The 18,323-nt window shown below is 75.8% G+C and carries 15 protein-coding genes and 1 pseudogene; 12 read left to right on the forward strand and 4 right to left on the reverse strand.

Going from position 1 to position 18,323, the window contains the following annotated elements:
* The first annotated feature begins 40 nt into the window (after window positions 1-40).
* Window positions 41-2,968: a SpoIIE family protein phosphatase gene (locus tag GQS52_RS22980; RefSeq protein ID WP_182315222.1), complete on the forward strand. Its 2,928-nt coding sequence runs from the start codon at window positions 41-43 to the stop codon at window positions 2,966-2,968.
* A gap of 84 nt (window positions 2,969-3,052) precedes the next feature.
* Here GQS52_RS22980 and GQS52_RS28460 read toward each other — a convergent pair.
* From GQS52_RS28460 to GQS52_RS22990, 3 genes and pseudogenes are all read right to left on the reverse strand, one after another.
* Window positions 3,053-3,235 (reverse strand): annotated as a pseudogene (locus tag GQS52_RS28460) (IS630 family transposase); the annotation flags it as partial.
* A gap of 45 nt (window positions 3,236-3,280) precedes the next feature.
* Window positions 3,281-3,787 carry a hypothetical protein gene (locus tag GQS52_RS22985; protein ID WP_182315223.1) on the reverse strand — a complete coding sequence of 169 codons (507 nt, stop codon included), beginning with the start codon at window positions 3,785-3,787 and terminating at the stop codon, window positions 3,281-3,283.
* A gap of 89 nt (window positions 3,788-3,876) precedes the next feature.
* Window positions 3,877-5,073 carry an amino acid deaminase/aldolase gene (locus tag GQS52_RS22990; RefSeq protein WP_182315224.1) on the reverse strand — a complete coding sequence of 399 codons (1,197 nt, stop codon included), beginning with the start codon at window positions 5,071-5,073 and terminating at the stop codon, window positions 3,877-3,879.
* Window positions 5,074-5,678: 605 nt separating this feature from the next.
* Between GQS52_RS22990 and GQS52_RS22995 the strand changes: the two genes are divergently transcribed.
* The 3 genes from GQS52_RS22995 to GQS52_RS23005 all read left to right on the forward strand — a co-directional run bounded on the left by GQS52_RS22995 (window position 5,679) and on the right by GQS52_RS23005 (window position 8,603).
* Complete coding sequence (locus GQS52_RS22995) at window positions 5,679-6,440, forward strand: hypothetical protein (RefSeq protein ID WP_182315225.1); 762 nt, start codon at window positions 5,679-5,681, stop codon at window positions 6,438-6,440.
* Window positions 6,441-6,487: 47 nt separating this feature from the next.
* Window positions 6,488-7,714 carry a type VII secretion-associated serine protease mycosin gene (mycP, locus tag GQS52_RS23000; RefSeq protein ID WP_182316666.1) on the forward strand — a complete coding sequence of 409 codons (1,227 nt, stop codon included), beginning with the start codon at window positions 6,488-6,490 and terminating at the stop codon, window positions 7,712-7,714.
* A gap of 145 nt (window positions 7,715-7,859) precedes the next feature.
* A complete protein-coding gene (locus tag GQS52_RS23005; protein WP_182315226.1) occupies window positions 7,860-8,603 on the forward strand; it encodes an SseB family protein in 744 nt (247 codons plus the stop codon).
* Window positions 8,604-8,700: 97 nt separating this feature from the next.
* Here GQS52_RS23005 and GQS52_RS23010 read toward each other — a convergent pair whose 3' ends face one another.
* Window positions 8,701-9,111 carry a DUF1844 domain-containing protein gene (locus GQS52_RS23010; RefSeq protein WP_182315227.1) on the reverse strand — a complete coding sequence of 137 codons (411 nt, stop codon included), beginning with the start codon at window positions 9,109-9,111 and terminating at the stop codon, window positions 8,701-8,703.
* Window positions 9,112-9,627: 516 nt separating this feature from the next.
* On the opposite strand from GQS52_RS23010, the gene infC reads away from it, so the two are divergent.
* The 8 genes from infC (at window position 9,628) to GQS52_RS23050 (ending at window position 18,313) form a co-directional block, all read left to right on the forward strand.
* Window positions 9,628-10,245: a translation initiation factor IF-3 gene (infC, locus tag GQS52_RS23015; RefSeq protein WP_259370927.1), complete on the forward strand. Its 618-nt coding sequence runs from the start codon at window positions 9,628-9,630 to the stop codon at window positions 10,243-10,245.
* A gap of 108 nt (window positions 10,246-10,353) precedes the next feature.
* Window positions 10,354-10,548, forward strand: a complete 195-nt coding sequence (rpmI, locus tag GQS52_RS23020; RefSeq protein ID WP_182315228.1) for a 50S ribosomal protein L35 — start codon at window positions 10,354-10,356, stop codon at window positions 10,546-10,548.
* A gap of 100 nt (window positions 10,549-10,648) precedes the next feature.
* Window positions 10,649-11,035 carry a 50S ribosomal protein L20 gene (rplT, locus tag GQS52_RS23025; protein ID WP_182315230.1) on the forward strand — a complete coding sequence of 129 codons (387 nt, stop codon included), beginning with the start codon at window positions 10,649-10,651 and terminating at the stop codon, window positions 11,033-11,035.
* A 182-nt stretch (window positions 11,036-11,217) separates the two neighbouring features.
* Window positions 11,218-12,075 carry an RNA methyltransferase gene (locus GQS52_RS23030; RefSeq protein ID WP_182315231.1) on the forward strand — a complete coding sequence of 286 codons (858 nt, stop codon included), beginning with the start codon at window positions 11,218-11,220 and terminating at the stop codon, window positions 12,073-12,075.
* Between the two features lie 40 nt (window positions 12,076-12,115).
* Window positions 12,116-13,225, forward strand: coding sequence for a HAMP domain-containing sensor histidine kinase (locus GQS52_RS23035; protein ID WP_182315232.1), 1,110 nt, complete (start codon window positions 12,116-12,118; stop codon window positions 13,223-13,225).
* Window positions 13,226-13,330: 105 nt separating this feature from the next.
* Window positions 13,331-14,452: a phenylalanine--tRNA ligase subunit alpha gene (gene pheS / locus GQS52_RS23040; RefSeq protein ID WP_182315233.1), complete on the forward strand. Its 1,122-nt coding sequence runs from the start codon at window positions 13,331-13,333 to the stop codon at window positions 14,450-14,452.
* Window positions 14,452-16,962, forward strand: coding sequence for a phenylalanine--tRNA ligase subunit beta (gene pheT, locus GQS52_RS23045; protein WP_182315234.1), 2,511 nt, complete (start codon window positions 14,452-14,454; stop codon window positions 16,960-16,962). The genes pheS and pheT overlap by 1 nt, the downstream gene beginning before the upstream one ends.
* Window positions 16,963-17,119: 157 nt before the next feature.
* Window positions 17,120-18,313, forward strand: coding sequence for a PP2C family protein-serine/threonine phosphatase (locus tag GQS52_RS23050; RefSeq protein WP_182315236.1), 1,194 nt, complete (start codon window positions 17,120-17,122; stop codon window positions 18,311-18,313).
* Window positions 18,314-18,323 lie beyond the last annotated feature (10 nt).

The following is an 18,323-nucleotide window of genomic DNA, read 5'->3' on the forward strand; positions in this document are numbered from 1 at the left end:
CGGGACCATGCGGCGGGACGCAGCGGAGGCGGTGACGGCGATGCCGGGAAGGTGCCGGGACGACGCCCGGGCGCTGACGGAGGCACGGGACCGGGTGCTGGCGGGCGAACCGCCGAGGGCGCCGGTGCGCGACACCGTCCTGGCCTCCTGGCTGCGGTGCCGCGAGGGCGGCCTGCGGCCGGAGGGCTGCGAGCCGCCCCACCACCCGGACCTCGACCCGGACGGCGGACTGGCCCGTGCGGCGGCCCCCGTCCTCGACCGGCTCGCCGACCTGGTCGCCGGTGTGCCGGTCAGCATCGTCCTGGCGGACGAGGGGGCGCGGATCCTGGAGCGCCGCGCGGGCGGGCCCGGCCTCGACCGCCACCTGGACGAGGTGCGGCTCGTCCCCGGTGCCGGCTTCGACGAGGGGGCGGCCGGCACCAACGGCATCGGCACCGCCCTCGCCACCGGACGGCCCGCGCTGGTGCGCGCCGGCGAGCACTACGCAGACCGCCTCCGGTCCTTCGTGTGCACCGGCGCCCCCGTCCGCGACCCGCTCACCGGGCGCATCGCGGGCGTCGTCGACCTCACCCGGCACGAGCCGGACACCGCGGAGACCGCGGACTCCATGGCCGAACTGGTGCGGCGGGCCTCGGCGGCGGTCGAACAGGAAATGCTGGAGCGGTGCACCGACCGGGAGCGCTCCCTGCTGCACGCGTGGACTTTGGCCGCGGGCCGCCCCGGCGGCACGAGCGCGTTCATCGGACCGGACGACCTCGACGACCCCGGGGAGCTTCCGCTGCCCGAGGACTGGACGGCGGCCCGCCGCGACCGGCACGCCCGGCAGATCCTCCTGGAGACCTCGGCCGGGCTCATCGCCCGCGGGGAGCGGGCCGCCGTGGAGGTGCGGCTCCCCGGGGCCGGTCCCACGGTCCTGATCTCCCACCCGGTGGAGTACCGCGACGGGACGCGCGGGACCGTCGTGGAGGCCAGACCGGCCGCCGACCACCGCCACCGGGTACTGCGGGCCGTGCCCGCCGCTCCTGCGCCGGGCCGTGCACCCGTGCGCCCGGGTGGGGCACGACCGGTACGGGAAAAGGGGCCGGTGGAACGGGGGACGTCGGAAAGGGACTCGGTGGACACAGACCCGTACGGTGGGACGTCGCGGCCGGTGATGGTCGGCGAGCGCGGCGTGGGCAGGTTCGCGGTCGCGGCCCGGCAGCGGCTGGCCCTGTTGTGGGAGGCGGGCGGCCGGATCGGCGCCGCCCTCGACCCGGCGCTCAACGCCGCCGAGCTGGCGGACCTGGTGGTGCCGCGCTTCGCCGACGGCGTCACCGTCGACCTCCGCGAGAGCTTACTGCGCGGCGGCGCGCCGCCCGGCGCGGCCGACAGGGCCGACACCGCGCTGCGCCGCGCCGCGGCCCGCAGGCGCTCGGGGAGGGACGCCTCCCGTCCCGCGCCGGGCGAGGGCAAGCCGGTCGAGCACGGCCCCGCCACCCCGCAGGCCCGCAGCATCGAGCAGCGCGGGCCGGTCCTCGCCCCCGGCCCGCGCGCACCCGGCGCACCCGGCGCACACCGCACCCGGGGCACGCTTCTGTGCGTCCCACTGCTCTCCCGGAACGCCGTCCTCGGCGTGGTCACCTTCCACCGGGACGCGGGCCGCGAGCCCTTCGAGGAGGACGACCTGCGTCTGGCCGAGGCACTGGCGGCCAGGACGGCCCTCTGCGCCGACAACGCCCACCGCCGTCTGCACGAGCGCGACGCGGCCCTGGCCCTGCAGCGCAGCCTGCTGCCCCGCACCCTCCCGCAGCAGGGCGCCCTGGACGTCGCCCACCGCTACGCGGCCGCCCCGGAGGGCACGGGCCGCGGCTGGTACGACGTCATCCCGCTTTCCGGCGCCCGGGTGGCGCTGGTCGTCGGCGACGTGGTGGGCGGCGGACTGCACGCGGCCGCGACGGTCGCCCGTCTGCGCACGGCCGTGCAGAACTTCGCCGCCCTGGACCTGCCGGCCGACGAACTCCTGGGACGCCTGGACGACCTGGTGGTCCGGCTCGACGCCGAGGCCGGCCACGGCCGGACGCCCCCGCAGGACCGCCGGGAGACCGGGGCGGCAGGGGAGACCGGGGTTCTCGGGACGGCCGGGGTTGTCGGGGAGGCCGGGGAGACCGGAGCGGCCAGGGTGGCGGGGGCCACCTGCCTGTACGCGGTCCACGACGCGGTCGCCCGCCGTTGCACGATGGCCCGCGCAGGCGGCCTGCGGCCCGCGCTCGTCCACCCCGACGGAACCGTCGAGTTCCCCTCGCTCCCGCCGGGGGAACCGCTCGGCCACGGCGGCAGGGAGCCGTTCGAGTCGGTGGAACTGGAGGTCCCCGACGGCGCACGGCTGGTGCTGTTCACCGACGGCCTCTGCGGCGGGCGCTCCGCCGGGGACCGGGCCGGGGACCGCGGCGCGGAGCGGGGCGCGGAGCGGCTCCGCGAGGTCCTGGCCGTCGCGGGCCGCTCCCCGGAGGAGACGTGCGACGCCGTGGTCCGCGCCCTGCTGCCGGCCGTGCCGCAGGAGGACGCGGTCCTGCTGGTCGCCGCCCCACGGCCCCTCGACGGACGCCGGGTCGCCCGCTGGGACGTCCCCGCCGACCCGGCCCGGGTCGCCGCCGCCCGGGCCGCGGTCACCCGGCGCCTGACCGAGTGGGGCCTGGGCGAGGTGGTGTTCGCCACCGAACTGATCGTCAGCGAACTGCTCACCAACGCCATCCGCTACGGCGGCGGCCCCATCCAGTTGCGCCTCATCCGCGACCGCGCCCTGACCTGCGAGGTCTTCGACGGCAGCAGCACCTCACCGCGGCTGCGCCGGGCCAAGAGCACCGACGAGGGCGGGCGCGGGCTGTTCCTGGTGGCCCAGCTCGCCGACCGCTGGGGCACCCGGCACACGGCCGACGGCAAGGTGATCTGGACGGAGCAGTCCCTGGACGGGGACGCCCCCGGCCTGTGACGGCGTCGGCGCCGCCCGCGGACAGAGGAACGTTTTTCCGGTGCTTCCGGTGCTTCCGGTGCTTCCGCTGCCGCGGGCCGGCTCCACCCGGTCCGCGCTGGTGAACGTCACTTCGGCGGTCTTCGCCACGGGCACGCCCTGCGCGGACAGCAGCACCGTCCGGGCGCGCCGCCAGGCCACCACCGGCCCCGTGCCCCTGCGGACGATCCGCAGCGGGCCCCGCCCCTCGTCGTCGTCGATCTCACGGGCTCGTACTCGCTCTGTCACCGGGGCGGCCCGCCCGGGCCGCACCACCGCGTGGTGGCTGCCGCACTACCGGCGTGTCGCGTGCATCTCCTGGAACAACTCGAACTCGCCGTCGGGGGCGGCGCTGAAACCCTGCCAGAGGAAAGAGGTCGGCGTGACGTCGGTGAACGTCCACCGCGAGCGCCTGCCCTCGGGGTCGGTTCCCTCCTGGATCATCCCACCGGCACCGTCGGACCGACCGACCTGGGAGAAGTACGAGGGAAGCTTCGGCGAGATCCACGTAATCCGCCACAGCCCGGTCGTGACGTCGTACATGCGGACAGTGGTGCCGGGGTACCGATCGTGGAACTCCGGACAGAAGAGCACATCCTGCACCACCCGCCCGCCCAGGGCCCAGCCGAAACGCCACTCGCCCGCTGCGCTGCGCCACTGACCGTCACCGAACCGGTACCGGTTGCTGATGTCCCACGTTCCGACCAGCCGGCCGTAGAGCATCATCGCCTCGGCGTGGTCCGGGTCCGGGCCGTCCGCCGAGAGCAGCTCCAGCATCGAGTCACGGGACGGCACAGTCATCAGGGCCTCAAATCTCCTGCGGAGGAACGCGGTCGACCGGCCCGAGGATAGCCCTCCCCCTGACGGGGCGAACGTTGCCTGCCGCGGCGCTAGAGGAACGTCTTCCCCTCGCCCCGGTACGTCGGCACCGACGCCACCACCCGGTCCCCCTCCACCAGGTGGAGCGTCTCGAAGCGCTCGCACAGCTCGCCCGCCTTCGCGTGCCGGAACCACACCCGGTCGCCCACGCGCAGGTCGGCGGCGGCCGCCCCCAGCAGGGGCGTCTGCACCTCGCCGGCGCCCTCGCGCGGGTCGTAGGACAGCCCCCGGGGGAGCCAGGGCACGGGCAGCCGGTCCCGCCCGGCCGGCCCCGACGCCGGATAGCCGCCGCCCAGCACCGTCACCGCCCCCGCCCCGGGCCGCCGCACCACCGGCTGCGCGAACAGGGCCGCCGGCCGTCCCCGGAACGAGGTGTAGCCGTCGAACAGGCGCGGCACGTACAGGCCCGAACCCGCCGCGACCTCGGTCACCGCGTCCTCCGCGACCGTGTGCTGCACGCTGCCGGTGCCCCCGCCGTTGACGAACTCCAGGTCCGCCACCTCCCGCACCGCCCGCACCACCTCCGCCCGGCGCACCGCCAGCTCGCGCCGCGCCAGGGCCTGCATCCTCCGCACCGCGCGCGAGTACAGCGGCCGCCCCGGCACCGCGTCGCCCACCCCGGCCACGTGCCCCTCGTACGCCATCAGCCCCACCAGCCGGAAACCCGGCCGGCGCACGACCTCGCGGGCCAGGCCGCGCAACTGCTCCGGGGTGCGCAGCGGGGAGCGGCGCGAACCGATGCGCACCCGGCCGCCGAGCAGGTGCAGGGAGGTGTCCATCTCCAGGCAGACCCGCACCTGTTCGTTACCGCTGCGGGCGGCGTCGACCAGGTCCAGCTGCGAGGGGTCGTCGACCATGACGGTGACCGCGGCCGCCGCCTCCGGATCGGCCGTCAGCTCCCCGAAGCCGGCGCGGTCGGCCGACGGGTACGCCAGCAGCACGTCGCCGAACCCCGACCGGGCCAGCCACAGCGACTCGGCGAGGGTGAAGCCCATGACGCCCGCGAACCCCTCGATGCCCAGGACGCGTTCCAGCAGGGCCCGGCAGCGCACCGACTTGCTCGCCACCCGTACCGGTTTGCCCTGCGCCCGGCGCACCAGGTCCCGGGCGTTGGCCTCGAACGCGTCCAGGTCCACCACGGCCAGCGGCGCTTCCAGGTGCGCGGTGGCCCGGTCGTAACGGGCCCGGACGGCAAAGGGATCAGACATGGCGGCAGCTTGCCAGAGGCCCGCGCCCCGGGGTAGGGCGGGGAGCCGCGCGGGACGTCCCGCACCCCGCCGACAACCAATAGAGTGACGCGCACACACCGCACGGCACAGCACACGACAAGGGGGCGTCGGTGGGTACCGGAGTCGACAGCGGGGGAGCCGGCGCGCCTCCGCCTCCGCAGCATCCCGGCCCCATGCCGCCCGAGGCCTCCCGGGCCGGGGAAGGGGCCGTCCCGCCGCCCGGACGCATTCCGCCCCGGCCGACCGTCCGCCCCGCGGCGGGGCTGCCCGGCACACCGGGCGCACCCCCCGCGCCCGCCTCCCGCGTCGACGCGCCGGCGGCCCCGGCCGGCGTTCCGGGGGCCCGCGCCGGCGCACCGGGGCCTCTCACCGCCGATCCCGGGCGGGCCGCCCCCACCGGCCCGCCGCCACCGCCGCCCCCCGGCGGCCCGCCCGCCGCAACGGCGTTCGCGGCCGCCGCGCCGCCGGCTGCCGGGCCGCCTGTTGCAACGGCGTTCGCGGCCGCCGGGCAGCCGGTCGGCGTGCCGCCTGCCGTAGCGCCGCCCGCCGCCGGGGCAGCGGCCGGGCGGCCGGGGGCCGGGCGCGTGGCCGCAGCCGTGTGCCTCGTCCTCGGCCTGGGCCTGCTCGGGGGCTCGGTCCTCGGCAGCCGGCTCGCCGGGGCCCCGGTCACCACCGTGTCCGCGACCGGGCCCCGCACCTACGAACTCGCCCGCACCCTCTGGGCAGAGACCCCCGTGGACGAGATCTTCCCCCGCACCCTCAACGGCCCCGACGCCGGACCGGGCGGGGCGGACCGCCGCTGGACGCGCATCGGAGTGGACCCGCGGACGCGCTGCTCCGACGCCGCCTTCGACCCCCTGCTCGCCCGCGCCCTCGCCCCGGTCGGCTGCGTCCGGCTCCTGCGAGCCACCTACACCGACGCGACCGCCACCAGCGTCACCACCGTCGGCGTGCTCGTCGTCGAGGGCGACCGGGCGGCCGTGCGCGCCCTGCGCAAGCGCTGGACCGACGAACGGCTGGGCGAGCGGGCCGACATGCTCCCCCGTCCGTATGCACCGGCAGAGACGCCGGCCGCCGGGTTCGGCGACCGGCAGCGGGCGAGCTGGACGGTGAGGGTGCACACCGGCCTGCCGTTCGTCACCTACGCGGTCAGCGGTTTCGCCGACGGCAGGTCCGTCGAGCGGCCGCAGCCCGCGGCCGAGGCGGTGGTGCCCGGGGACACGGCCGCCCCCGCTCAGGCGGGCATGGGGCACGAGGCCGGAGGCCTCGCCGAACTGGTCGACAACCGTCTGCGCGAGGCCGCGGACGCACAGGCCCGCCGCGCCGCGGGGGAGGAGCAGCGTTGACCCGCCGCCGTTCGCCGTCATCGCCGTCACTGCCGTCGCCGTCGCCGCTGCGCCTGCGCGGCGCGGGTGCGGTGGCCGCCGCCGTCGCGCTGGCGCTCACGGCGCCCGCCGTCCCGGCGCACGCCGACGTCGTCCGCGACCACGAATGGGCGCTGGACACCCTGAACGCCCGCCGGGCGTGGGGGACTGCCGAGGGGCGGGGGATCACCGTCGCGGTCCTCGACACCGGGGTCGACCCCACCCACCCCGACCTGGCCGGCAGCGTCCTGACGGGCAGGGACCTGGTCGGGTTCGGTGCCGGGCGGGGCGACTCGACGTGGGCCCGGCACGGCACCGCGATGGCCGGGATCATCGCCGGGCACGGCCACGGCCGCGGACGCGGGGAGGGCGTGCTCGGCGTCGCACCGAAGGCCCGGATCCTGCCGGTGCGCGTCATACTCGAGGAGCGCGACCCGCAGCGGAAGAAGGCCCGCAGGACCCGGGGCGGCGCCCTGGCCGAGGGCATCCGCTGGGCCGTGGACCACGGGGCCGACGTCATCAACCTCTCGCTGGGCGACGACAGCAGGTCAGCCCGCCCGGACAAGGCCGAGGACGAGGCCGTCCAGTACGCGCTCCGCAAGGGCGTGGCGGTCGTGGCCTCCGCGGGCAACGGGGGCAAGGACGGGGACCGGATCTCCTACCCGGCCGCCTACCCGGGGGTGATCGCCGTCACCGCGGTCGACCGGGACGGGCGGCGCGCGCCGTTCTCGACCCGGCGCTGGTACGCCTCCGTCGCCGCCCCCGGCGTCGACGTGGTGATCGCCGATCCCGACCGCCGCTACTACGAGGGCTGGGGCACCAGCGCGGCCGCGGCCTTCGTCTCCGGCGTCGTCGCCCTGATCCGCTCGGCCCACCCGGACCTGAGCCCGGCCCAGGTCAAGGAGGTGCTGGAGCGGACGGCCCGGAACCGGCCGGCGGGCGGCCGCAGCGACGCGCTCGGCACCGGGGTGGTGGACGCGGCCGCCGCGCTCGAGGCGGCGGGGGAGCTGGAGCCGTCCCCGGCGGTGCCGTCCGCGGTCCCGCACGGGCGCCGCTACTTCGGCAGCGGGCCGGCCGCGGACCGGGCGGCGCAGACGGAGGAGGGCGGCGGTACCGGCGGGCCGGCCGCGGCGGGAGCCGCCACCGGTGCCGTGCTGCTCGCCGCGGGCGGTGTCCTGCTGCTGCGCGACCGCCGCGCGGCCGCCTCCCGCGCCGCCGCGCGCGACCCCCGGGCCCCCGCCCCGGGACCCCGGTGACCGTGCCGTCCGCAGCCGCTGCCCTCCGCCGTCCTCCGGCGGCCACCGGACGGCGGCGGCCCTTCCCGCAGGGCCCCGGGGACGGGCGGAGGCGGCCCGGGGCCCGGTGGGAGGGCGCCCGGCCGGTGCCCTATACCCTCGGAACGTGGAGCTCAAGAACATCCCGGACCCCGGTTTCCCCGACGACGACGGGTCCGCGGACCCGAGGCTCGCCGCCGCCCTGGCGGCCTACGCGAAGGACCGGTCGGCCGAGCGCGAGGTGCTTGCCGCGCTGCCCGGCGCCAGGCTCCTGATCCCTGTGGTCGCCGTCCTGGGAGAGGTGGAGATCGGCGAGGACGGCCTGCGCCGCGAGAAGACCAGCGACATGGCCGTGCCCACGCTCGAGGCGCCCGGCGGCCGCCGCGCCCTGCCCGCCTTCACCTCCACCGACAGCCTGGCCCGCTGGCAGGCCGACGCCCGGCCGGTGGCGGTCCCGTTCCACCAGGCGCTGCAGGCCCTCGCCCACGAGAAGGCCGACACCCTGCTGATCGACATGGCCGGCCCGGTCACCTACCAGCTCACCGGGTCCGCCCTGCGGGCGGCGGCCGAGGGGCGCGGGCAGACCGAGGCGGCGGCGGACCCGGCCGTGGCGGAGGCGGTCCGCGCGGCGTGCGCCGCCGAGCCCGCGGTGCTGAGGGCCCACCTGATGCCGAGCACCCGGTCGGACCTGACGCTCGGGCTGGTCCTCGCCGAGGACGCGGACGTCCGGCAGGTGGGCGGCCGGCTGGCCGCCGCCCTGTCGGGGGACGAGACGCTGCGCGGCCGGCTGGTGCGCGGCCTGGAGCTCGCCGTCCTGCCGCCCGACGCCCGGGTCCCGGGCGAGCCCGTCCACACCCGCCGCTCAGTCTGACCCGACGGCCCGCGCCCGCCGGCCCGTCCGGGCCCGTCGATCGGGCGGGCGCGGGCGGGCCGCTTCGGTGCCGCTTTTGTGCCCGCGGGCGGACCCGTCAGCCGATGACCGGGCCGGTGTACTTCTCGCCGGGGCCCTGCCCCGGCTCGTCGGGGACGACCGACGCCTCGCGGAAGGCCAGCTGCAGCGACTTCAGGCCGTCGCGCAGCGGGGCCGCGTGGTAGGAGCCGATCTCGGTGGCTCCGGCGGTGACCAGGCCGGCCAGCGCGGTGATGAGCTTGCGGGCCTCGTCGAGGTCCTTGTGGGTGTCGCCCTCCTCGGCGAGGCCGAGGTTGACCGCGGCCGCGCTCATCAGGTGCACGGCGACGGTGGTGATCACCTCGACCGCGGGGACGTCCGCGATGTCACGGGCCATCGCGTCGAAGTCCGGCGCGTCCGTCGCCGCGGCGGCCGCGGCCTCGTCGGTGGCGGCGGAAGCGGGGTCCTGCGGGGGAGTGGCGTCGCTCATGGCTCTCTTCTTGGTGTCTCGGTGGGGGCGGGACTGCCCCGCCCCAGCCTAGGGCGCCCGCGGGGCTCCCTCCCCGCGGCCCGGCGGGGGCGGGCGCCGCGCGCACGACCTGCGCGTACGCACGGTGCGGCACGCGGCCGCGCCCGTACGCCGTGTTCTGCGCGTGCCGCCCGTTGCGGTATGCTTGGTGATTGACCGGCCGGCCACTCACGTGCCCGGCCCGCAAGTGGAGGCTCCGATCTCCCACCTGACCGACCGCACAGGTCGGCGGGTTCCGGTCGACGGCCCCCGTCGCAAGGCGGAGCGGCTGTTCTTGCGCCCCGTGGGAACAACACGGTGGTGCTCCCGGTTGTGAGGAGCCCCGCCTGTGTCCCGTACGGGGCGTTTTCGCGTCCGGGGTACGGCGGTCACCAGACAGAGACGTTACGCGGCTGTCCGCCAGGCGGCCGTGGGTGCAACCGAGGAGGCCCCATCAGCGCCGAGCCCCGCATCAACGACCGGATTCGAGTTCCCGAGGTGCGACTTGTCGGCCCCAGCGGCGAGCAGGTGGGCATCGTTCCCCTTGCGAAGGCCCTGGAGCTCGCCCAGGAGTACGACCTCGACCTGGTCGAGGTCGCGGCGAACGCCAGGCCGCCGGTCTGCAAGCTCATGGACTACGGCAAGTTCAAGTACGAGTCGGCCATGAAGGCCCGTGAGGCGCGCAAGAACCAGGCGCACACGGTCATCAAGGAGATGAAGCTCCGGCCGAAGATCGACCCGCACGACTACGACACCAAGAAGGGTCACGTCGTCCGGTTCCTCAAGCAGGGCGACAAGGTCAAGATCACGATCATGTTCCGTGGTCGTGAGCAGTCCCGCCCCGAGCTTGGCTACCGGCTGCTGCAGCGCCTGGCGGAGGACGTGCAGGACCTGGGCTTCGTCGAGTCCAACCCCAAGCAGGACGGCCGGAACATGATCATGGTTCTCGGCCCCCACAAGAAGAAGACCGAGGCCATGGCCGAGGCCCGTGAGGCGGCTGCCGCCCGCAAGGCGGAGCGCCAGGGTCTGACCGACCGGGGCGAGGCGCCTGCCGAGCAGGGCGAAGCGCCTGCCGAGCAGCAGGCCGATTCCGAGTCCCAGGCTCCGGCCCAGTAGTGTCCGGGGGCCCGTCCCCCGAACGCGCATCCCTACCAGAGAGATGGCGCTCCCGCCCGTCGCACGCGAGACGGACGGGAGCGGCACCGACGAGGAGAGTACGGCGACATGCCGAAGAACAAGACGCACAGCGGTGCCAGCAAGCGATTCCGCCTGACCGGCTCCGGCAAGGTGGTGCGCCAGCGCGCCGGCCGCCGTCACCTGCTCGAGCACAAGTCCTCGACGCTGACCCGCCGCCTGGCCGGAACCGTCGAGATGGCCCCGGCCGACGCCAAGAAGATCAAGAAGCTTCTCGGCAAGTGACCGTCCGCCCCCGGTGAACCGGGGGCAGGACCACGGACCGGGACACAGTCGACACCGGGCCGCGTGAACACCCCCGCGGTCCTTTCCAAGGAGTACACAAGTGGCACGCGTCAAGCGGGCAGTCAACGCCCACAAGAAGCGCCGGGCGATCCTCGAGCAGGCCAGCGGTTACCGCGGCCAGCGCTCCCGCCTGTACCGCAAGGCGAAGGAGCAGGTCACCCACTCCCTCGTCTACAACTACAACGACCGGAAGAAGCGCAAGGGCGACTTCCGCCAGCTGTGGATCCAGCGGATCAACGCCGCCGCGCGTGCGAACGGCATGACCTACAACCGCCTGATCCAGGGCCTGAAGGCCGCCAACATCGAGATCGACCGCAAGATCCTCGCGGACCTCGCGGTCAACGACGCCGGTGCCTTCGCCGCGCTGGTCGAGGTGGCCCAGAAGGCGCTGCCGAGCGACGTGAACGCCCCGAAGGCCGCTGCCTGAGTCAGGCGTCCCCGCCGGCCGGCCGCCGTGCCGGCACCCTTTCCCGGACCCGCAGGTGCACCCGTCGCCTGCGGGTCCGGCGCGCTGCCACCCGGCGCCCGGCCCGTCACCCGGCGCCCGGCCCCACCCCACACCCCGGCCCCACACAGCGGCCCCCCTGCGGAAGCGAGCGAGCGACACCCATGGCGAGCCCCGAGCTGACCTCCCTGCGATCGGCCCGCGTCACCGCCGCCCGGAGGCTGGCCAGGCGCGGTTTCCGGGGCAAGGAGCGGCGTTTCCTCGCCGAGGGCCCGCAGGCGGTGCGCGAGGCCGTCGCGCACGGCGGCACCGGCGCCGGCCGCACCCTGGTCGAGCTGTTCACCACCGTCGAGGCCGCCGAGCGGCACGCGGACCTGCTGGCCGAGGCGCGCGCCGCCGGGGTTCCCGTGCACACGGCCACCGAGGAGATCGTCGCGGACATCTCCGACACCGTCACGCCCCAGGGCCTGGTCGGCGTCTGCCGCTTCGTCGACTCCCCCTTCGAGGAGGTCCTGCGCGCCCGGCCCCGCCTGGTCGCCGTCCTCGCCAACGTCCGCGACCCCGGGAACGCCGGGACGGTGCTGCGCTGCGCCGACGCGGCGGGGGCCGACGCCGTCGTCCTCACCGACGCCTCGGTCGACCTGTACAACCCCAAGGCGGTGCGGGCGTCCGTCGGGAGCCTGTTCCACCTGCCCGTCGCCGTGGGCGTCCCCGTGGCCGACGCCGTCGCCGGGCTGCGCGGGGCCGGGGTGCGGGTGCTGGCCGCCGACGGCGCGGGCGAGCGGGACCTGGACGCCGAGGAGGACGAGGGCACCCTCGGGCTTCCCACCGCCTGGGTGTTCGGCAACGAGGCGTGGGGGCTGCCGGAGGAGACCCGCGCCCTGTGCGACGAGGTCGTGCGCGTGCCCATCCACGGCCGGGCGGAGAGCCTGAACCTGGCGACGGCCGCCGCGGTGTGCCTGTACGCGTCCGCCCGTGCGCAGCGCGCACCCGGAGGGTGCCGCAGCGTCACCTCCGGATAGTAGGGTTGCCTGCCCGAAGGTCCGAAGGGGGAACTGGGGAATGGGCTCTCCGCGCGACGCGGACACCTGCACGGACGGCGCCGCCGGCCGCCCTTCGGGGACGGGCGCGGCAGGACTGGTCCCCGACGACCTGCCGGACGGCCTCGTCGTCGCCGACGAGCGCGGCCTCGTCGTCTGCTTCAACGCCGCCGCCGCGCGCATCACCGCCCGCAGGCCCGGGGACGCCCTGGGCCGACCGCTCGCCGAGGCGCTGCCGCTGGAGGACCTCGACGGCCGCCGCTGGTGGGCCTGCACCGACCCCTACGGGGGGCTGCGCACCCGCACCGGCCAGCCCGAGCGCAACCTGCTGCTGCCCGGCGGGCGCGAGGTGCTGGTCTCCGCCCGCTACGTGCGCGCCCACCGCCTGGGGCCGGTCGACAGGGTCGTGGTGTCCCTGCGCGGCACCGAGGCCCGGCGCCGCACCGAGCGCAGCCACGCCGAGCTGATCGCCACCGTCGCCCACGAGCTGCGCTCCCCGCTCACCTCCGTCAAGGGCTTCACCGCCACCCTGCTCGCCAAGTGGGAGCGGTTCACCGACGACCAGAAGCGGCTGATGCTGGAGACCGTCGACGCCGACGCCGACCGGGTCACCCGGCTCATCGCCGAACTGCTGGACATCTCCCGCATCGACGCGGGCCGCCTGGAGGTGCGCCGCCAGCCGGTCGACATGCCCGCGGCGGTGCGGCGGCACGTCGGGGCGCACGTGGCCGCGGGGCTGGCGGCCGACCGGTTCGAGGTCGCCGTGGCACCCGGGCTGCCGGCCCTGTGGGCGGATCCCGACAAGGTCGACCAGATCCTGGGCAACCTGCTGGAAAACGCGGTGCGCCACGGCGAGGGAACCGTCACCATCGAGGTGGAACCGGCCTGCGGAGCGGAAGGGACGGCGGTCACCGTGAGCGACGAGGGCCCCGGCATCCCCGAGGACTCGATGCCGCGCGTCTTCACCCGCTTCTGGCGGGGCAGCAAGCGCGGCGGGACGGGCCTGGGCCTGTACATCGTCAAGGGCATCGTCGAGGCCCACGGGGGCACCATCGACATCGGCCGCGCCCCCGGGGGCGGCGCGCGGTTCCGGTTCACCCTGCCCGCGGCGGTGCCGGCCCACATGGCCTGACCGTCACCGCGGGCTTTCGGGGAGAGAACGACCAGTAGACTCGTCACTTGGCGTCGGCCGGCGTCGGCGCGGGCCGAGCACAGCCAATCGGAAGCACGGGAAGAGATGTCGGCACCCAACAAGTCGTACGACCCTGTCGAGGTCGAGGCACTGAAACCGGAAGAAGTCGCCCGGATGCGCGACGAGGCGCTCGCCGCCGTCGCGGCGGCCGCCGACCTCGAGGCGCTGCGCGAGGTGAAGACCGCGCACACCGGGGACCGCTCCCCGCTGGCCCTGGCCAACCGCGAGATCGGCGCACTGCCCCCGCACGCCAAGGCGGACGCGGGCAAGCGCGTGGGCCAGGCCCGCGGCGCGGTCAACCAGGCGCTCAAGGCCCGCCAGGAGGAGCTGGAGGCGGAGCGGGACGCCCGCGTGCTGGTCGAGGAGGCGGTGGACGTCACCCTGCCCTACGACCGCACCCCGGCCGGCGCCCGGCACCCGCTGACCACCCTGGCCGAGCGGATCGCCGACGTCTTCGTGGCCATGGGCTACGAGGTCGCCGAGGGGCCCGAGGTCGAGGCCGAGTGGTTCAACTTCGACGCACTGAACTTCCTGCCGGACCACCCGGCCCGCACCATGCAGGACACCTTCTTCGTGGCCGGCCCCGGCGGCGAGGCGGAGTCCGGCGTCGTGCTGCGCACCCACACCTCCCCGGTGCAGGCCCGCTCGATGATCGACCGCGAGCCCCCGGTGTACATCGTCTGCCCCGGCCGGGTCTTCCGCACCGACGAGCTGGACGCCACCCACACCCCCGTCTTCCACCAGATCGAGCTCCTCGCCATCGACGAGGGCCTGACCATGGCGGACCTGAAGGGCACCCTGGACCACATGGTGCAGGCGCTCTTCGGCGAGGGCCTGCGCACCCGCCTGCGCCCGTCGTACTTCCCGTTCACCGAGCCGTCGGCCGAGATGGACATGGAGTGCTTCGTCTGCCACGGCGAGTCCGTGGGCGACCCCGACCGCCCCTGCCGCACCTGCTCCTCCGAGGGCTGGATCGAGCTCGGCGGCTGCGGCATGGTCAACCCGCGGGTGCTGACCGCCTGCGGCATCGACCCGGAGAAGTACAGCGGGTTCGCCTTCGGCTTCGGCATCGAGCGGATGCTGATGTTCCGCCACAACGTCGAGGACATGCGAGACATGGTGGAGGGCGACGTGCGCTTCGCCCTCCCGTTCGGGATGGAGATCTGATGCGGGTCCCGCTTTCCTGGCTGCGGGAGTACGTCGACCTGCCCGCCGGTGAGACCGGCCGTGAGGTGCAGGCGAAGCTCGTGGCCGCAGGCCTGGAGGTCGAGACGGTCGAGCAGGTCGGCGCCGGCCTCAAGGGCCCCCTGGTCGTCGGGCAGGTGCTCACGATCGAGGAGCTGACCGGCTTCAAGAAGCCCATCCGCTTCTGCACCGTCGACGTCGGCGGCGCCAACGGCACCGGCGAGCCGCAGGAGATCGTCTGCGGCGCCCGGAACTTCGCGGTCGGCGACAAGGTCGTCGTCGTGCTGCCCGGCGGCGTGCTGCCCGGCGGCTTCGAGATCTCCGCCCGCAAGACCTACGGCCGCAACAGCCACGGCATGATCTGCTCCGCCCGCGAACTGGGCATGGGCGACGACCACGACGGCATCATCGTGCTCCCCCCGGAGTACGAGCCGGGCACCGACGCGATCGAGCTGCTCGAGCTGGTCGACGAGGTCCTCGACATCGCGGTCACCCCCGACCGCGGCTACTGCCTGTCGATGCGCGGCATCGCCCGGGAGGCCGCGACCGTCTACGGCCTCCCGCTGCGCGACCCGGCGCTGCTGGACGTGCCCCGCCCCAACGCCCACGGCTACCCGGTGCAGGTCTCGGACCCGGTCGGCTGCTCCCGCTTCACCGCCCGCACGGTGACCGGCATCGACCCCGAGGCGGCCTCCCCGATCTGGCTCCAGCGGCGCCTGCAGAAGGCCGGCATGCGCCCGGTCTCGCTCGCCGTCGACGTCACCAACTACGTGATGCTCGAGATCGGCCAGCCGCTGCACGCCTACGACCGCTCCCGCGTCAGCGGCACCATCGGCGTCCGCCGGGCGGCCGCGGGGGAGAGGCTCACCACCCTCGACGGCGTCGAGCGCGTCCTCGACCCCGAGGACCTGGTGATCACCGACGGGACCGGCCCGATCGGCCTGGCCGGCGTCATGGGCGGCGCGAACACCGAGATCGCCGACCAGGGGGAAGAGGGCGGCGGCACCCGCGAGGTCGTGATCGAGGCCGCGCACTTCGACGCCGTCTCGATCGCCCGCACCGCCCGCCGGCACAAGCTGTCCTCCGAGGCGTCCCGGCGCTTCGAGCGCGGCGTCGACCCCGAGGCCGCCTCCGCCGCGGCCCAGCGCACCGTCGACCTGCTGGTGCTGCTGGCCGGCGGGTCCGCCGAGGCCGGCGTCACCGAGGTGGCCGCCGAGTCCGCGCCGCGCACCGTCACCATGGCCGCCGACCACCCCGACAGGGTGGCGGGCACCGTGTACGGGCGGGAGAAGGTCGTGCGCCGCCTCCAGGAGGTCGGCTGCGACGTGCGCGGCACCGACGAGCTGGTCGTCACCGTGCCGAGCTGGCGCCCCGACCTGACCGACCCCAACGACCTCGCCGAGGAGGTCGTCCGGCTCGAGGGCTACGAGAAGCTGCCCTCCACCATGCCGAAGCTGCCCTCGGGGCGCGGTCTCACCGAGCCCCAGCGGCTGCTGCGCCGCGTCGGCCGCGCCCTGGCCGGCGCCGGCTACGTGGAGGCGCTGAACTACCCGTTCCTCGGGCAGCAGGCCTTCGACGCCCTGGGCCTGGAGGCGGACGACGCCCGCCGCCGCACGGTGCGCCTGGCCAACCCGCTCTCCGACGAGGAGCCGGAGCTGCGCACCACGCTGCTCCCCGGCCTGCTGGCCACCCTGCGCCGCAACGACGGCCGGGGCAGCCACGACCTGGCCCTGTTCGAGACCGGCCTGGTCTTCCGGCCGAGCGGCGACGAGCAGGCCCCGCCGAGGCTGCGGGTCGACCGCCGTCCGACCGCCGAGGAGCTCGCCTCCCTCGACGCCGCGCTGCCCGCCCAGCCCCGGCACGTCGCCGTCGTGCTGGCCGGCGCCCGCGAGCCCTCCGGCTGGTGGGGCCCGGCGCGCCCGGCGGGCTGGGCCGACGCGGTCGAGGCCGCACGCACCGTGGCCCGCGAGGCCGGGGTGGAGCTGATCGTGCGCCAGGACCGGCACGCGCCCTGGCACCCCGGCCGCTGCGCCGCCCTGTTCGTCCGCTCCGGCGGCGAGGAGCTGCTCGTCGGCCACGCCGGCGAGCTGCACCCGCGGGTCGTCAAGGCACTGCACCTGCCCGAGCGGACCGCCGCGGCCGAGCTGGACCTGGACCGGGTCCGCGGCGCGTCCGAGGGGCCGGTGCAGGCCCGCCGGGTGTCCGCCTTCCCGGTGGCCACCCAGGACGTCGCGCTCGTCGTCGACGCCTCCGTGCCCGCCGCCGACGTCGAGGCGGCGCTGCGCGAGGGCGCGGGCGACCTGCTGGAGGCGGTGCGCCTGTTCGACGTCTTCACCGGCGAGCAGGTGGGCGAGGGCAAGAAGTCCCTGGCCTACGCGCTGCGCTTCCGCGCCCCCGACCGGACGCTGACGGTGGAGGAGGCCTCGGCCTCCCGCGACGCCGCCGTCGCGGTCGCCGCCGAGCGCACCGGAGCGGTGCTGCGGGGCGCCTGAGCCCGTGGACGCCGGCGCCGGGCGAACATTCGCCCGGCGCCGGCGTCCATCCGTCTGGTTTTCACCCATGGGGGTGAAGGATGCTTCTATCATGCCGATCTCCGGTCCTGTTACGACCACAATCGACCGGGACACAGCTCGAGAGAGAGCCGACGGCATGACCATCGACCGGCCCGGGACCACCACCATCCGGACCGCTGTGCGCCTGGCGCACTTCGGCCTCGACGTCCTTCCCCTGGTCTGGGTCCTCGGGGTCTGCGCCGCGGAACTGGCGCTCCCCAGGGGCGCCCACCTCGCACAGCTCCTCGCCGCCGCTCCCGCGGTCGCCTGCGTGAGCACCGCCCGCCGCAGGTGCGTGCTGCGGGCGACGGTCTGCGCCGTCGCCGGACTCGGCCTGCTGATCCTCCTCGGCACGGTCACACCGGGTGCCCCGGTGGGCATCCTGCTGTCGATCCTGGCCGTCTCGGTGATCAGCTACTTCAGCCGCAACCGCAGCGACCGCCTCCAGAACGAGCTGGACCGCACCCGGGAGATCGCCGAGGCCGCCCAGCAGGCCCTGCTGCGCCCGCTGCCCGCCGCGGTCGGCACGGTCGGCGTGGCCGGCGAGTACCTGTCGGCCACCCACGGGGCCAAGGTCGGCGGAGACCTCTACGAGGTCCTCGGCACGCCGTACGGGCTGCGGGCCGTGCTCGGCGACGTCCGCGGCCACGGCCTGCCCGCCCTCGGCACGGTGGCGGCACTGCTCGGCAGCTTCCGGGAGGCCGCCCACGACGAGCCCGGCCTGGACGGGGTGCTGCGCCGCATGGAGCGCGCCTTCCACCGCCACCTGCAGACAGCCGGCTCCGGAGACCCCGACGGCCTGGGCGACGAGGAGTTCGTCACGCTGCTCCTCGTGGAGCTCCAGGAGGACGGCGCCGTACGCACGGTCAACTGCGGGCATCCGTGGCCGCTGCGGACCGCGCCCGGCCCGGACGGCACCGTGCAGGTGCGGGAACTCGAGCCCCCACGGCTCTCGATGCCGCTGGGCATGGCCGAACCCGTAACGGAGCAGGTGCCGGTCGACCAGGACCGTCTCGCCCCCGGCGAGGCGCTGCTGATGTTCACCGACGGCGCGGAGGACGCCAGAAGCCCGGAAGGGGAACCCTTCCCCCTCGCCGCCTCCGTCGCCTCGATCGTGCGGGCCCGGCAGCCGGAGCCGCAGGAACTGGTCGCCCGCATCCGCGACGGGCTGATGAAGCACGCGGGCGGCCGTCTGCCGGACGACGTCGCCCTGCTGGTCCTGCGGCGCTCCGGGACCGCGCTGCCGCCCGCCCCGCCGGAGGCGCCGTCCCTGCTCGCCGAGCGGCCGTAGGCCGGGCGGC

It is taken from the genome of Streptomyces sp. SCUT-3, assembly GCF_014083985.1.
Taxonomy (GTDB): Bacteria; Actinomycetota; Actinomycetes; order Streptomycetales; family Streptomycetaceae; genus Streptomyces_H; species Streptomyces_H thermolineatus.

Coding starts and splice junctions, on each gene's coding strand:
- GQS52_RS22980 (WP_182315222.1), top strand. CDS start 41: ATGCCGGGAAGGTGCCGGGACGACGCCCGGGCGCTGACGGAGGCACGG.
- GQS52_RS22985 (WP_182315223.1), bottom strand. CDS start 3,787: ATGACTGTGCCGTCCCGTGACTCGATGCTGGAGCTGCTCTCGGCGGAC.
- GQS52_RS22990 (WP_182315224.1), bottom strand. CDS start 5,073: ATGTCTGATCCCTTTGCCGTCCGGGCCCGTTACGACCGGGCCACCGCG.
- GQS52_RS23010 (WP_182315227.1), bottom strand. CDS start 9,111: ATGAGCGACGCCACTCCCCCGCAGGACCCCGCTTCCGCCGCCACCGAC.
- rpmI (WP_182315228.1), top strand. CDS start 10,354: ATGCCGAAGAACAAGACGCACAGCGGTGCCAGCAAGCGATTCCGCCTG.
- GQS52_RS23030 (WP_182315231.1), top strand. CDS start 11,218: ATGGCGAGCCCCGAGCTGACCTCCCTGCGATCGGCCCGCGTCACCGCC.
- GQS52_RS23035 (WP_182315232.1), top strand. CDS start 12,116: ATGGGCTCTCCGCGCGACGCGGACACCTGCACGGACGGCGCCGCCGGC.
- pheS (WP_182315233.1), top strand. CDS start 13,331: ATGTCGGCACCCAACAAGTCGTACGACCCTGTCGAGGTCGAGGCACTG.
- pheT (WP_182315234.1), top strand. CDS start 14,452: ATGCGGGTCCCGCTTTCCTGGCTGCGGGAGTACGTCGACCTGCCCGCC.
- GQS52_RS23050 (WP_182315236.1), top strand. CDS start 17,120: ATGACCATCGACCGGCCCGGGACCACCACCATCCGGACCGCTGTGCGC.